The sequence below is a fragment of the Suttonella ornithocola genome, from assembly GCF_001889065.1.
In the GTDB taxonomy this organism is placed as follows: domain Bacteria; phylum Pseudomonadota; class Gammaproteobacteria; order Cardiobacteriales; family Cardiobacteriaceae; genus Suttonella_A; species Suttonella_A ornithocola.
The window spans coordinates 1-13,139 of sequence record NZ_LWHB01000139.1 but is presented as its reverse complement, the minus strand read 5'-3'; the positions used below and the strand labels follow the sequence as shown (position 1 = coordinate 13,139).

At 40.8% G+C, this 13,139-nt stretch carries 13 protein-coding genes and 1 pseudogene; 1 reads left to right on the top strand and 13 read right to left on the bottom strand.

From position 1 onward, the window contains the following. The 10 genes and pseudogenes from A5N85_RS10435 to A5N85_RS10395 form a co-directional block, all read right to left on the bottom strand. On the bottom strand, nt 1-1,259 hold a 1,259-nt coding region (locus tag A5N85_RS10435), incomplete at its 3' end, for a hypothetical protein (protein WP_211268160.1). A 65-nt stretch (nt 1,260-1,324) separates the two neighbouring features. Then, nucleotides 1,325-1,504 carry a major capsid protein gene (locus A5N85_RS10430; protein WP_072577171.1) on the bottom strand — a complete coding sequence of 60 codons (180 nt, stop codon included), beginning with the start codon at nt 1,502-1,504 and terminating at the stop codon, nt 1,325-1,327. A 178-nt stretch (nt 1,505-1,682) separates the two neighbouring features. After that, nucleotides 1,683-1,814, bottom strand: coding sequence for a hypothetical protein (locus A5N85_RS17045; protein ID WP_281268159.1), 132 nt, complete (start codon nt 1,812-1,814; stop codon nt 1,683-1,685). A gap of 15 nt (nt 1,815-1,829) precedes the next feature. Further along, nucleotides 1,830-2,024 carry a hypothetical protein gene (locus tag A5N85_RS10425; protein WP_072577170.1) on the bottom strand — a complete coding sequence of 65 codons (195 nt, stop codon included), beginning with the start codon at nt 2,022-2,024 and terminating at the stop codon, nt 1,830-1,832. A 10-nt stretch (nt 2,025-2,034) separates the two neighbouring features. Continuing rightward, nucleotides 2,035-2,325, bottom strand: a complete 291-nt coding sequence (locus tag A5N85_RS10420; RefSeq protein WP_072577169.1) for a hypothetical protein — start codon at nt 2,323-2,325, stop codon at nt 2,035-2,037. Between the two features lie 13 nt (nt 2,326-2,338). Beyond that, nucleotides 2,339-3,598 (bottom strand): replication initiation factor domain-containing protein, encoded by a 1,260-nt coding sequence (locus tag A5N85_RS10415; protein WP_072577168.1) that lies wholly within the window; start codon nt 3,596-3,598, stop codon nt 2,339-2,341. A gap of 97 nt (nt 3,599-3,695) precedes the next feature. Then, nucleotides 3,696-4,238: pseudogene (locus A5N85_RS10410) on the bottom strand (SPFH domain-containing protein); the annotation flags it as partial. Further along, nucleotides 4,238-4,882, bottom strand: coding sequence for a hypothetical protein (locus tag A5N85_RS10405; protein ID WP_072577167.1), 645 nt, complete (start codon nt 4,880-4,882; stop codon nt 4,238-4,240). The pseudogene A5N85_RS10410 and the gene A5N85_RS10405, both read right to left, overlap by 1 nt. A 37-nt stretch (nt 4,883-4,919) precedes the next feature. Beyond that, complete coding sequence (locus A5N85_RS10400) at nt 4,920-5,606, bottom strand: PspA/IM30 family protein (RefSeq protein ID WP_072577166.1); 687 nt, start codon at nt 5,604-5,606, stop codon at nt 4,920-4,922. Next, a complete protein-coding gene (locus A5N85_RS10395) occupies nt 5,603-6,214 on the bottom strand; it encodes a YjfI family protein (protein ID WP_072577165.1) in 612 nt (203 codons plus the stop codon). The genes A5N85_RS10400 and A5N85_RS10395 overlap by 4 nt, the downstream gene beginning before the upstream one ends. Before the next feature lie 227 nt (nt 6,215-6,441). Between A5N85_RS10395 and hrpA the strand changes: the two genes are divergently transcribed. Continuing rightward, nucleotides 6,442-10,362, top strand: coding sequence for an ATP-dependent RNA helicase HrpA (gene hrpA / locus A5N85_RS10390; RefSeq protein WP_072577164.1), 3,921 nt, complete (start codon nt 6,442-6,444; stop codon nt 10,360-10,362). Nucleotides 10,363-10,739: 377 nt separating this feature from the next. On the opposite strand, the gene truB is transcribed toward hrpA, so the two are convergent. From truB to A5N85_RS10370, 3 genes are all read right to left on the bottom strand, one after another. Continuing rightward, entirely contained in the window at nt 10,740-11,639 is a 900-nt protein-coding gene (gene truB, locus A5N85_RS10385; protein ID WP_072577163.1) for a tRNA pseudouridine(55) synthase TruB, read from the bottom strand. Between the two features lie 470 nt (nt 11,640-12,109). Then, on the bottom strand, nt 12,110-12,496 hold the full coding sequence (gene rbfA, locus A5N85_RS10375; protein WP_072577161.1) for a 30S ribosome-binding factor RbfA: 387 nt from the start codon (nt 12,494-12,496) through the stop codon (nt 12,110-12,112). Beyond that, nucleotides 12,496-13,139, bottom strand: a 644-nt coding sequence (locus tag A5N85_RS10370; RefSeq protein ID WP_249023960.1) for a translation initiation factor IF-2, incomplete at its 5' end; no start/stop codon positions are given. The genes rbfA and A5N85_RS10370, both read right to left, overlap by 1 nt.

Below are 13,139 nucleotides of genomic sequence, written 5' to 3'. Positions count from 1 at the left end.
AAGATGGTATTAATCTCGATAGGTGTTGGGCATGAGGCACTGCCAAAATCTACGGTACGTTTTTGCTCTATGCCTTTGCGTTCTTCTACGCCTTTAAATTCGGGTAATTCTTCATTAAATGGTTCTTTTATCCAGTCGTAAAAATCTTTATCTTGTTTGATGATTTGGAGCTGTGTATCGCAAAGAGTCGGCACGAGTTCACAATCAAGCGGCATTTCTTTAGGCTCACTATCCACGTTAGGTGTAGCGTTGCTGTGGTCTGTAGTGGTCGTTTCTGTTTTTTGGTCTATTTTTTCGCCATTTTGGTACGTTGTGGTTGTCGTAGTTTCTGTGATTGTTGTCGATAAGTTATTGTTGTTATTATTAATGGTGATGTTCACGATTGTATCTGTCTGTGTTGCCGTTGTTGAGCCATCTGGATTTTGTGTAGTAGTAATTTTTGATGGTAATTTAATGGGTTCAGGTTGTTTAATAATTATTAGTTGTGGAGGTTCTAAATATGGTTTAAGAAATGGAAATTCTGATGGGTCTGGGTTATATCCTGACCAATCTAAAGCATCAATATCCGAATCTGTAACAGGTTTAGGCTCATTCTTAACAACGCAACCAGCTGTAGTTAATGTAGCCTGTGAGGGACACTTAAATAACTGATAAGCTATCCAAGATCCGCGATAGTTCGATGTATTTGGCTCAACACCACCTTGCACAATTGCTCTTACTGGATTTTGTTTGTCTTCAATCCTCGTTACCGCACATGGTTTATAATAATCTTGTTTGCAACTATCAATATCAGCAATAAAATCTTGTAAAGTAGGATATTTTTTTCCCGTTCCGTTAGGATTATCCGACCACATGTCTTTAATGGGCATAACGATATAATCATCAGGGTAATAGCTCAATACACCGTCATCATCAAACCAGCCTGATTTTTCTAATGCATAAGATAATGCTAAACTACCTAATAAAGTAGCTAAATTAGATTTCCCCAATTTTAGTGCGGTTTTAGCTGCATTACCTAAAGCACGTTTGCCCCAAGTTTCTCCTATAACAGCAGAAGCTGAAACTGGACCAGCTGAAGTCATGGCTCTCATCGCAATTTCAGTATCACGTTTTAAACCATCTAAATTTTTTCGCAATGCCCCTGGACTTGTACCTCTTAAATCGACACCTGCTAAACTTATATCAGCGTAGCAATTTATCGTTAGCGAGGAAATAAGAAAAAAGGCAATACAAAGCCGACGTAAATTAACATAAGCCATTCAAAATAAGTTCCTGTCGTCATAGTGAATCCTAATCAAAAGGAGGGTTGCCCCTCCCTGCAATTTTAGAAAAATTGCGCTTTGAGCCAACGAAAGCCCATTACAACGACCGCCAGCACAACAAGAGCAGCACCTACAGTGGTGATATCCTCCTTGGTACTGTCAATCGTTTGCTGTACTTCTGGCGGAAGTGCAGCAGCTGCATAGCCTGCATATAATGCAGGGACGATAAGAAGTTTTTTCATAACTTTATCTCCGATTAAGTACAAACATTGCAATTTCACGAAAGCCCCAAGCTGTTACTGTACATAACAGAAAGAGACCTCCGATTTTCAATCCATCACCGTGTTCTAATGGTGGCAGGAGCGAAAATTCTTGCCATTTCTGGCAGGTGTTGTTTACCAGTTCAACACAGACATACATTTAATAACCCCAACTTAAACAACTATTAAATACTGAAAGTTGTTGCCAAAAGGTTCCTAATAAATCTGATGAAATACTAAGATGAGAAATATTAGGGTTATTTGCTACACATAGTGCAATTAAATCTGTCATTTTTATTCCTCTTTCTTATAGAACGATTTGGTGAAAGATAGATACATGCTCCAAATCATTTTCAATAATCCGCGCATGGTTAATGGCATCATTTACAGTGCTGAATTGATAGGCTTTAGTTAGGTCATAGGTGAAACATACTTCACCATCAACGGCGGTTAAAAATTCGCCTGTTTCCAGACTTTGCACAATAAAAGTGATTCGGAACATGGCGACATCCTTATTTGTTTGGTACAGGGCGTACGGCTTTTAGACTCATGTTGATACGTCCGCTTCGGGTTTCCAGTTCATAGTCAAGCTCAACTGTTATCGGGAATTGAAGCGTTTTAAATTGCTGGTAATTGGCACTTGTACCGTATTGAATTTCGGTTACGTTGTAACCGCATTCGCGATCTGAATCACTTGGCACGGGCATGAGTAAGCGTAATTTGCAGCTATCATAGTGATTGCCATCAACATCGCCTTTGAATTGTTTGACGCCAATTAGTTGGGCTTTTTGGGTTGTGTTCATAGGTTTCTCCTAGTTAAATTGGGTTAGGGTTGGGAATGAGTTTGTGATGTATCCAATCAATATTTAAATGTGCTGCAAAATATTGACCGGGGTGCGTACCTTTAGGCAGTTTGACGTTTGGATCAAAGAGGGAGATGATTTCATCATTGCTTTTGCCAAATTCTTTAAGCATGGCAACGGCTTTTGAACCTTGTATGCGCAGGTATTTAATGCTGTGTTCGATACAGCGCTGAATGATCCGCTCTTTGACAATGATGTTTTTCGGGGTGTCGCTGGAAAAAAGCTTTTCAAAGGCGGGATAACTGGCACATAGGTAATCGCCTGCGTGTATTACGATGTCTTTGGGGATAATGATGTCACGGCTGCGTAATTCGAGTTCACAGCGGACCCAAGGACTATCTTGCATCTTGAGCTGTTTGCCTTTTTCATAGAAGCGGAGCAAACGTGAGCTTTGCCGAGTGCCGATATAAAGGGTTCGTCCATTGCTGGTGTCGTTAAACCAATCGTCGCCTTCTTTGCGGATTTTTGGGCGGGTAAATGCGGTAGTGAATCCGCCTGCGTAGTAGGCTTTTAAGGCGTCATCAACGGTGTATTGTCCGCCTAAAAAGTCATGGGCTATGTCAACGCGGGTATAGCGGAAGCCATACATTTCAGGCAATGTGCTGAATGCATGCAGGCGGTGTTCCCAGCCATCATCAGCAGCGCCTAAGCCAAAGGCGGTCAGTTCAACACAGATGGTGTTTGCGTTGCTTTTATTAATACCTCCACCTATGCAAACGTAACCATAGCTGGTTTCATGGTCACCAAGGTTAAAAGATTCACTGTAAAAATTTGCCGACTTTTCACGGTTATGGGATGCGCCAAAACCAAAGATTTCATACAGGTAGGGGTTGAGGACGTTGATATAGTCTTCACTGGTTTCAAATTCGTTTGATGAACGGTTAGAGAGTTCACAAAGGCTGTCTTTGTCAAAGACAAAGGTTAATTGGTCAATGAAGGCTTTTTGTCCATCTGTCGGTTGGCGGAATAACTGTTCAACAAGTTTGCCGTTACGAATTACTGGCAGCGCTACACGACGGCTTACAAATTCTTCAGCCCTGAAAGATGGGAGGTTATTGGCTTCACCCCCTGTTAGCGTGGGGGTGTCGCCCCAACGTTCTTTATGCTGACGCTCAAACAGCGCACGCGCATCAGCAACGGCGCGCTTCGCTGCTCCGCCTGTTGCTTGATGCGCTGCGTTCGCTTTGGTTGTTGGTTGATGAGTGCCTAACATAATAAAACCCCGATAAGTCAATCTTTCGGGGTTCAAGGCTGATGGATCTGAATGCTCAAGATACTGTTATGATTCCCCGATGGGGGATAACATATAAGTCAATAGCGACATCTTCCAATGCATAACCATTTAAATCATTACCAATTACCTCAATGATTTTTTCCCGAAACGCGAGGCGGTCTTCAAATAATTTAACAAACTCAATTTGCTTACCCACCGTTTTCAGTGCTTCAGAGAATTTCGCATTAAAGAGTTCATTGACTGCATCCTTATCCGAGGCACGACTAGCGCCCACAGATTTCGCTACCTTTAACACATCTTCAGCCGTTTCATTAACGCGAAGATAAAACGCCACCGTAATATCTGCACGCATATTATCGGCACAAATCAATCCATCCTTACCGCGGCGATCAATTTCCAACGTAATCACCGAAATATTCATCAACTCTTTCTTGTAAATAATTGGATAAACAAATGCACCGGTAAAATGCACCTTTGGCGTTGAGCTCATATCGTTAATAATTAACGCTTTTCCCTGCTCAACTTTCACATAAAATGCCTTAAATAGCGCTGCCAAACCCACTAAGACAATAATAACGACTACCAACGCCGTTAATAGCGGCATACCCAAACTACCCATCAAAGTTCTCCCTCATTGGACTGTAAAAAAGACGCCTCATCTACCACTTGATAACAACCGCTTTCAGCGTCATACCCTATCAATACCACCTTACTATGGCGTGGCAACACCGCATTTTCAGTGCGCACCTTTAACAAAAGCGATGCACCACTAACAATAACCTCTGCCTCACCAAAATGATTATCAACCCGAGTGCTACGCACAACTGCCGTTTTGCCTAGCAAATTTGCCGATTTTTGCTGTGTTTGCTTAAATAAACCGCGTAAAGGACGCAACATCTTGCCGCTTATCCAAGCGCCTAACCATAAAGCAACCCATAGCCAAACTATCCCTAGTAGCCACTGCACCCATACTATCGGCACAAACCGCGCAGTTAGATAAGCTAAGTAATAACAAACCAACCAAGCAAACAATGCCACAGCGCTAAAAACGAGCGTCAGCGGATAACCCACCAAACGGAATTTCAATAACAAACCAGTAAACATCCCTGAAAGGGTTTCGCTGCTATCAACATCTGCATCAAGGTCAATATCCAAATCAAACAAGCCTAGCAGAGAAACCAACCAAAAAATAATGGCAAGTGCTAAAAAAAACGTAAAAATCACCGTTGGAAACGTCAGAATAATTTGTTGAAAACTTGTCATTGCTACCGCCTTATATTAAGTCAGCACTACTTTCTGATTAATTCTCTTTTTTTGCCTTCAAACGCGCTAATACTGCATCTGCGCTATTACTCGGCTTAATACCCGCCGCTTTTAACTTCGCTTCTAAAGATGCGCTTTCATTTTGGCTAAGTTCCGCTTGTGCTTGATGCTTGGCTGCTTGATGCTGTTGCTTAGCTTGAATTCGCGCCAAAGACTCCATTGCCGAATGCAGCTTATTTTGCGATTGTCCAAAGCGTTCCGCAATCAACCGTTGCGCTTGCTGCACGCTTTCCGTCGCCTTAACCGTATCTAGCTGTTGGCGCATCTGTTGTAAACGTAAATCCGTATCGCGAATATCTTGGCGCAACTGTTCTGCACATTGTTGATAATGATTCGCTTGCTGTTGCTCATTAGCACGCTTTTCTTCCAAATACGCAATTTTTCCCGCCACTTCGTGTGCTAGTGCTTCATTTTCTTTCTCTAGCGCTTGTAACGCATAGCCTTCATATTCTTGAATTTGCTGCTCAGTCGCTGAAAGTGCTTGCTCTGCCACTTTTTGCTGCGCCATCACTTCCACCAAACTTTGCTTAGCGCGATCAAAAGCGCTGCTCGCATCGCGTAGCTCTTGCTCTAAAATGCGCAACGCTTGTGAATCGACCAATTTTTCTCCTGCTTCATTCACGCCACCCCGTAAGGCGGTCAGTAATTTTTCCCAAATATTCATTGACTTTGCTCCTTCAAAAAGGGGCGATACGCTTCTACCGCCTGTAACACATTGCTCGCTAAGGTTTCAATCTCTAATACGATAGATTCAATCTGTTCACTTGCTGATAGCGAACCAAACATATTGTAATAAGCATCCCCATCTTGCGTATATTCCACGCTAATCGTTGACAGTGGAAAATACTTATGCGTTTCCAAAACTGCTAAATTAAAAGCCGCACTATTTTTCACCAAAGATGCTGGAAACAAGACACTTTCCACTAAAATTTGCTCTCCCGCTACAGCTAGATAGACAGGTAAGTCCCCATAGTCATGCAAAACAATAAAAATCGATGGATGACTACCAGGTAAAAACTCCGCACTGGCATGACCTTCTGCAAAAAGCGGTTGTTGCTGTAATTGCTGACAAAGCAAATCTGTTTGCCAGCGCGCTGTTGGACTATCCATAGTGTTCTCCTTTCCCAAAGTGGGATGACGCAACTGCGCCTCAATATCCGCAAGCAATTTTTCATGCTCAGGACGAATCCAAACTTCCTTTTTCTTCAAACCTTGCTCGCGCAAGCGTTGACGAAATTCTCGTTGATAATCAGCTGAGGTTTTCTTTTTCATAAGCTCACTATAGAATTATTACATGTAAGCGTCAAGCAATTTTTACATGTAAGTTTTGAACATCTTCAAAAATAGAATAATTACCTAATATATCAAATAAAAAGTTGACTCACGCATTCAAATATAATCCATTTAAGCATTTCAAAATGCGCTAAACTATCGACCGTCCTATAAATATCTATAAGAGGATATATAATAATAACGATTTAAACAGAATTCCTTTATACATGACGCAAGAAACGCTCACTACTGACCATTATCCCCTTAGCCAACTTAAGCGTAAAATCCAAACAAGAAAAAAACGTCGCCAACCCATTGACCGTTTGCAAGCCCAATACGATGCCTTATACGCAGACTCTCATGCACAATATCTAGCACGCAAAGCCGCGCTTCCCCGCCCCAAACTCAATGCAGACTTACCCGTTTTAGCAGAAAAAGAAAAAATCAAACAACTCATTGAGAAAAATCAGGTTGTCATCATTAGTGGCGAGACCGGTAGTGGGAAAACCACACAATTACCTCAACTCTGTTTAGATTTGGGCTTAGGTGCGCGTGGAATGATTGCGCATACTCAGCCTCGCCGAATCGCGGCACGTTCAGTAGCGGAACGCATTGCTGAAGAACTCGACGTTCCACTAGGACAACAAGTGGGTTATCAAGTACGGTTTGATGAAAAAATTGCTGATAACACCATCATTAAATTGATGACCGATGGAATGCTACTCGCAGAAACCCTATCAGATAAATTTTTAAATCGTTATGAAGTTATTATCGTTGATGAAGCCCATGAAAGAAGCCTAAATATCGACTTTTTACTGGGCTATCTACATCGTCTTCTCGAAAAAAGAAAAGACCTAAAACTGATTATCACCTCAGCAACCATTGATGCCGATAAATTCGCTGCGCACTTTAACCATGCGCCACAAATCAATGTTAGCGGACGCAGTTATCCTGTTGAAATCCGCTATCGTCCACCACAAGAAGACGAAGAACTATCCGATGCGATTGTTCAAGCCATTGAAGAACTTGATAGCGACAGTCCACATCAACGCGGCGATACCCTCATTTTTCTCCCAACCGAACGCGATATTCGCGAAATAGCAGACCATTTACGCAAAGCAGAAATTAAAGAAACCGATATATTGCCCTTATTTGGCAGACTATCATTAGCAGACCAAAATGCCGTTTTTCATCCACAAGCTAGACGCCGAATAGTGTTAGCGACTAACGTGGCAGAAACCTCTCTAACTGTTCCTCGTATTCGAAACGTCATTGATACAGGAACCGCACGCATTAGTCGTTATTCATTGCGCACCAAAACTCAGCGTTTACCCATTGAGGCAGTTAGTCAAGCCAGTGCAAACCAACGCGCTGGACGTTGTGGGCGAATCAGCGCAGGGACATGTATTCGTTTATACAGCGAAGAAGACTATCAAAACCGTCCCGAATACACCGAGCCTGAAATCCTTCGCACCAACTTAGCTGCCGTTATCTTACAAATGTTGGCATTAAAACTGGGCGATATTGAAAACTTTCCCTTTGTTGATTCTCCAGACCAACGCCAAATCAACGACGGTTACCGCTTACTTTACGAACTACAAGCCGTTGACCAAAACAATCACTTGACGCCTTTAGGGCGAAAGATGGCGCAATTGCCCATTGACCCACGTTATGCGCGTATCGTTTTTGAAGCAGAAAAAAACCATTGCTTACATGAAGCACTCATCATTTTAGCCGCGCTTTCTATCCAAGACCCTAGAGAGCGCCCCTTTAGCTTTGAAACTCAAGCTGATCAAAAACAAGGCGAATTTGCTGACCCACAAAGCGATTTTCAAACCTTACTCAACCTATTTGCCGCTTATCAAAATCAGCGTCACGCTAAAGGTAGCAATGCATTACGACGTTGGTGTAAAAGCTACTATCTCAATGCCCTACGCATGCGCGAATGGCGAGAACTCACAAACCAGCTCATCCGTGATAGTCGTAATCAAAAACTCAAACTCAACGACTACCATCCACAACCTGACCCTGAAGCCGCAAAAAAACCTGATGGCAGCAAAGGCAAACATATCACTCAAAATCCAAACCTTGCTGCTCTACATCGTGCAATACTTGCCGGACATCTCGACCACGTTGGCTTATGGGACCAACAAAACCAAGACTACCTCGGTCCTCGCAATCGTCGTTTTCGTATCTTTCCCGCTAGCGTACTGACAAAAAAACGTCCACAAAGCCTGATGGCGGCAAGCATTATCGAGATGCAACAAACCTATGCTCGTACCTGTGCACCCATTGATTTACATGAACTAGAACCCCTAGCCGCTCACATCACCAAAAGTCAATACCAACAGCCACACTGGAGCAAAAAAGCAGGTAACGTGATGGCAGAAGAAACCATCTTGCTATACGGACTGCCGATTATTTCTGGACGCAAAAAACCATACGCACAGCAAGATCCAGAAACTGCGCACGATATCTTTATCCAACAAGCCCTTGTTACTGGCGAAATTAACACACGCTTAAAAGTGATTGCAGAAAACGTAGCCCTACGCGATAAACTCGAAACCCTAGAAGACAAAACCCGTAGCAGAGGCATCTTAATTGACGACCAAGCGATTGCGAATTTCTATCACCAGAGACTTCCTGAAAACGTATACAGCACCGTTACCTTAGAAAAATGGGCAAAACAACATGGAGAAGCCTCGCTTAAAATGCAAAAAAGCGATCTTCTAGAAACAGCTCCTATCATTAGCAAAACGGATTACCCTGACCACCTCAATATTCGAGGACATCGTATTCCGCTCAGCTATGAATTTAACCCTGGCAGCGAAACCGATGGCATTACTGCTACCATTGCATTAGCCGCCCTAAACGCCCTCACACCGAAAGACTTTGAGCGGCTCATCCCTGCCATGCTTGGCGATAAAATCGAAGCCTTGCTAAGACGTCTTCCCAAAACCTATCGTCGAATGCTTGTGCCTATTCCTGACATTGCTCGTGCCATTACCGAACGCATTAGCGATAACGATGCCTCTCTCATTCCTGCGATTATCGGAGCCATTAAAGCCATCAAAGGCAACGACATTCCTGAAGACGCCTTTGATCCGAACGCAATAGAACCGCATCATCATATGAATTTTCGCCTTATTGATGCCAATCATCGCATCTTGGCACAAAATCGCGACCTCATCGCACTACAGCAACAATACCAAGATAAAGCCGCACAACAATTTCAAAAACGCAGCCAAAGCACCGCTGGCGATATCATTAGCGATACTCCTATTGAAAAATGGCAGTGGCAAAGCTTGCCGGCTCAGCAAACTCTGAAAGGTGGAATAACAGGTTACCCTGCGCTTACGCTTGAAGAAGACAAACTTTACTTACGTCACCACGATACCGCCGAGCGCGCCGAATACGCACATCGTCGCGGAGTAATGGCTTTGCTTTCTCGTGAGCTACGCGAACAACATAAATACTTACAAAAAAACCTACCAGGAAAAACAGAGATGGCATTGCACTATCGCAAAATTAGCAATGACACCTATCTAATTGATGATCTATTAACCGCCTTAATTGAGAAGGTCTGCCTACCAACTGATGCCCCCTTACCCAGAACAGAAGTGCAATACCAAGCAGCACTTGAAAAAGGCAAAAAATATCTGATTAGCGAAGCAAATCGACTAGGACCCCAACTAGCTCGAATACTCAAACACTATAGCGACCTGAACGCTCGCTTACGTTCACTCAAACATAAAAGCGCTAAGACAGATATAGAACGTCAACTCAAGCGACTTATCTATCCCAACTTCATTCGCTACACACCCGCAAACCGCTTACCGGATTTAGAGCGTTACCTAAAAGGTATTGCTTTACGCTTAGACAAACTCGAACGAGAACCCCTAAAAGATGTCCAAAGACAACGCCAAATTACGCCTTGGGAAGAATACCTAGAAAAACAGCTACAAGCACTAAATCTGACCCATCCTAACGAAATACCTAAAAACACCACGCAAATTGATAAAAAACAAGCCTTGTTACAAACCTATTTTTATCTACTTGAAGAATATCGTATCCAAGTCTTTGCACAAGAAATCGGCACAAAAGGAAAAGTATCAGAAAAATTATTACAAGAGAAAATGGAAAATTAAATAAATAAAAGAAGACCTTTGCAAAAAAAACAATTTATTAAAAAATTTGAGGTAGTGGTTTAAAAAGTATGCTGGAATATTATCAAATAATCCAATGGCAGTTAAATATTTAAATATCAATATATTAAAAGAAGTATTTTTTGTAAGAGTATGTTTAGCATACTTTTCAAACTACTACCAAATTTAGATATATCTTTATGCATATCAGTTTCCAATGTACAGAAACCGTAAAAAAAAGTACGTTTGAGTTACTATACTATAGTGAAAGACTACTAGAATAGTTACAGTGTTAAGATAGATGAATAAAGTAAGCACACATACTATTACTGGAATAGCGATCTAATTGCTGTGACTCTTTTATTAGCCTTTGACTATATCTATATTCTACAAAGTCTTTTAGGATATAAACGTTTATCTATTACCTCACCAACGCCAAAAAATTGTTGATTAAAAAATAATGCATATTCTCCATTATTTAAATTCACAGAAATATCATTACCATTTCGGATAAAGCGAAATTTTTCCTCTGATACAGGAAACTTAGATAATTTTGCAACACACTTTTCCAAAGGCAATAAATAGCTATCTAAACCATCTATTCCAATATTTGCACTTATAGCCAGTAAGGTTTCTAAATCATATCCTTGCTCTTGGCTGAAATTACCAACCGCTAAACGAGTTAAACTTTTTGCATGTGCTGCACTACCAATATATCGACCTATATCACGAGCTAAAGAGCGAATATAAGTTCCTTTACTACAGTGAACTTCTAAAATAATTGAGTCTATTTCAATATCAACTAGTTTAAGTTCATAAATATGAATTTTACGAGAAGCAAGTTTTGGCTGCTCTCCCGCACGTGCTAAATCGTAAGCTCTCCGCCCATTTATTTTTAACGCACTATAAATAGGTGGAATTTGTTGTTGTGCCCCTAAAAAAGACTCAAAAACCTTTTCCCAATCAATTTCCTTTAAATTAGGTATACCCTTATTTAAAGTTGGTGTTCCTTCACAATCATCAGTATCCGTTTCAAAACCAAAGCGAATGGATACTTGATAACGCTTATCTGCACCTAATAAATATTGTCCAAACTTCGTTGCATCGCCAAATAATATAGGCAGTAAACCATCTGCAAAAGGATCTAAAGTACCGGCGTGTCCTGCTTTTTGCGCTTTATATACCCAACGAACTCGCTGTAAAATCTGATTACTACTTACTTGTTGAGGTTTATTTAATAATAAAATACCATCAACGGAACGTCTTTGCTTTTTATTCATTATCACTATTGGTTAATACGCCTAAAAACTACTTCTGTTGAAAACAACTATGAAACAATTGCTACCTTTGTGACCTTTCCTATTTTTAAAATCTCTTGTAATTCATATCTGCTTTTGGAATATTTTTCCAAGCTAGCAATGTTTATTGATGAAATTATAGCTTTTGCATATTTAAAACAAATATAGACACTTACAAACTTAAGTATTAGCTAGAATAACCACGCAATGATTCATTATTACTAGATAAATAATATTTTAGAACAAAGGAAATACTCTATAGCCAACTTCCCAAAAATGCATACAACGTTAACTTAATATCCACTTTGAAAACAGTCTTCTATCCACAGTACTGTATGCATTTTTTGGGAGCCCTGCTATATTTAATAAAAACTTAGCTATGCTATGGCTAAAAAGTATTATTGCTCATAAGTCCACTGAACAAAGTCATTTCGGTCCTGTTATATTTAAATTCAGGAATGTTCGTCATCCATTTTATCAGAAGGCAGGTCCTTAACTAACTCATCTAACAAGTTTTCCATTCGAGCACCATATTCAACTGAATCATCATAATAAAAAGTCAATTCTGGTACTTTTCTTGTTGTCATTCTTTTAGCTAAATAATGACGAAACTGACCTGAATGGTCATTAAGCGCTTGAACCAATTCTGCTCTCTCTAAAGGGTTATCTAAAACATGAGTAACATACACTTTAGCATAAGCCAAATCTTTTGTTACTCGAACATCCGTGAAAGATAATAAACTAGCATGCGGATGGTCCAAAATTTCACTCACTGCCTGAGCCAAGTCTCGTCGCATCTGTTCTCCCAAGCGGCGAGTTCTATCGATTCCTTTAGGCATTATAATTTCCTTTCTACACTGACACGTTCATAACATTCAATTTGGTCACCAACTTTAACGTCATTGTAGTTTTTAACACCAACACCACATTCAGTTCCCGCGACTACTTCCTTAACATCATCTTTAAAGCGGCGTAAGCTTTCTAAAACCCCTTCATATATCACAACGTTATCACGTAGGACACGAATTGGATTATCACGTTTAATTACACCATCTTCGACTAAGCAACCTGCAATAGCGCCAAATTTAGGTGAACGGAATACATCTCTTACTTCTGCAAGACCAATAATATCCTCTCGAATCTCTGGTGAAAGCATACCTTGCATCGCTGCTTTTACTTGATCAATAGCTTCGTAAATAATGCTGTAATAGCGTAAATCAACACCTTCATTATCTGCTAGTTTCTTAGCGGTATTTTCAGCTCTGACATTAAACGCAATAATAATCGCTTCAGAAGCAATAGCTAGCTGCACATCTGATTCTGTAATTCCACCAATTCCACTAGCAATAATATTTACTTGGACTTCATCTGTTGATAATTTACGTAAAGAATCAGAAAGTGCTTCTACAGATCCTTGAACATCTGCTTTTATCATTAAATTTACAGTGCTTATCTCACCGTCTGTATTATTAAAGAGATTTT

What these genes read in the sequence shown, in the direction of transcription:
- A5N85_RS10425 (WP_072577170.1), bottom strand. Translation starts at nt 2,024, where the DNA reads ATGTTCCGAATCACTTTTATTGTGCAAAGTCTGGAAACAGGCGAATTT.
- A5N85_RS10430 (WP_072577171.1), bottom strand. Translation starts at nt 1,504, where the DNA reads ATGAAAAAACTTCTTATCGTCCCTGCATTATATGCAGGCTATGCAGCT.
- A5N85_RS10415 (WP_072577168.1), bottom strand. Translation starts at nt 3,598, where the DNA reads ATGTTAGGCACTCATCAACCAACAACCAAAGCGAACGCAGCGCATCAA.
- A5N85_RS10405 (WP_072577167.1), bottom strand. Translation starts at nt 4,882, where the DNA reads ATGACAAGTTTTCAACAAATTATTCTGACGTTTCCAACGGTGATTTTT.
- A5N85_RS10400 (WP_072577166.1), bottom strand. Translation starts at nt 5,606, where the DNA reads ATGAATATTTGGGAAAAATTACTGACCGCCTTACGGGGTGGCGTGAAT.
- hrpA (WP_072577164.1), top strand. Translation starts at nt 6,442, where the DNA reads ATGACGCAAGAAACGCTCACTACTGACCATTATCCCCTTAGCCAACTT.
- A5N85_RS10420 (WP_072577169.1), bottom strand. Translation starts at nt 2,325, where the DNA reads ATGAACACAACCCAAAAAGCCCAACTAATTGGCGTCAAACAATTCAAA.
- A5N85_RS10395 (WP_072577165.1), bottom strand. Translation starts at nt 6,214, where the DNA reads ATGAAAAAGAAAACCTCAGCTGATTATCAACGAGAATTTCGTCAACGC.
- truB (WP_072577163.1), bottom strand. Translation starts at nt 11,639, where the DNA reads ATGAATAAAAAGCAAAGACGTTCCGTTGATGGTATTTTATTATTAAAT.
- rbfA (WP_072577161.1), bottom strand. Translation starts at nt 12,496, where the DNA reads ATGCCTAAAGGAATCGATAGAACTCGCCGCTTGGGAGAACAGATGCGA.
- A5N85_RS17045 (WP_281268159.1), bottom strand. Translation starts at nt 1,814, where the DNA reads ATGACAGATTTAATTGCACTATGTGTAGCAAATAACCCTAATATTTCT.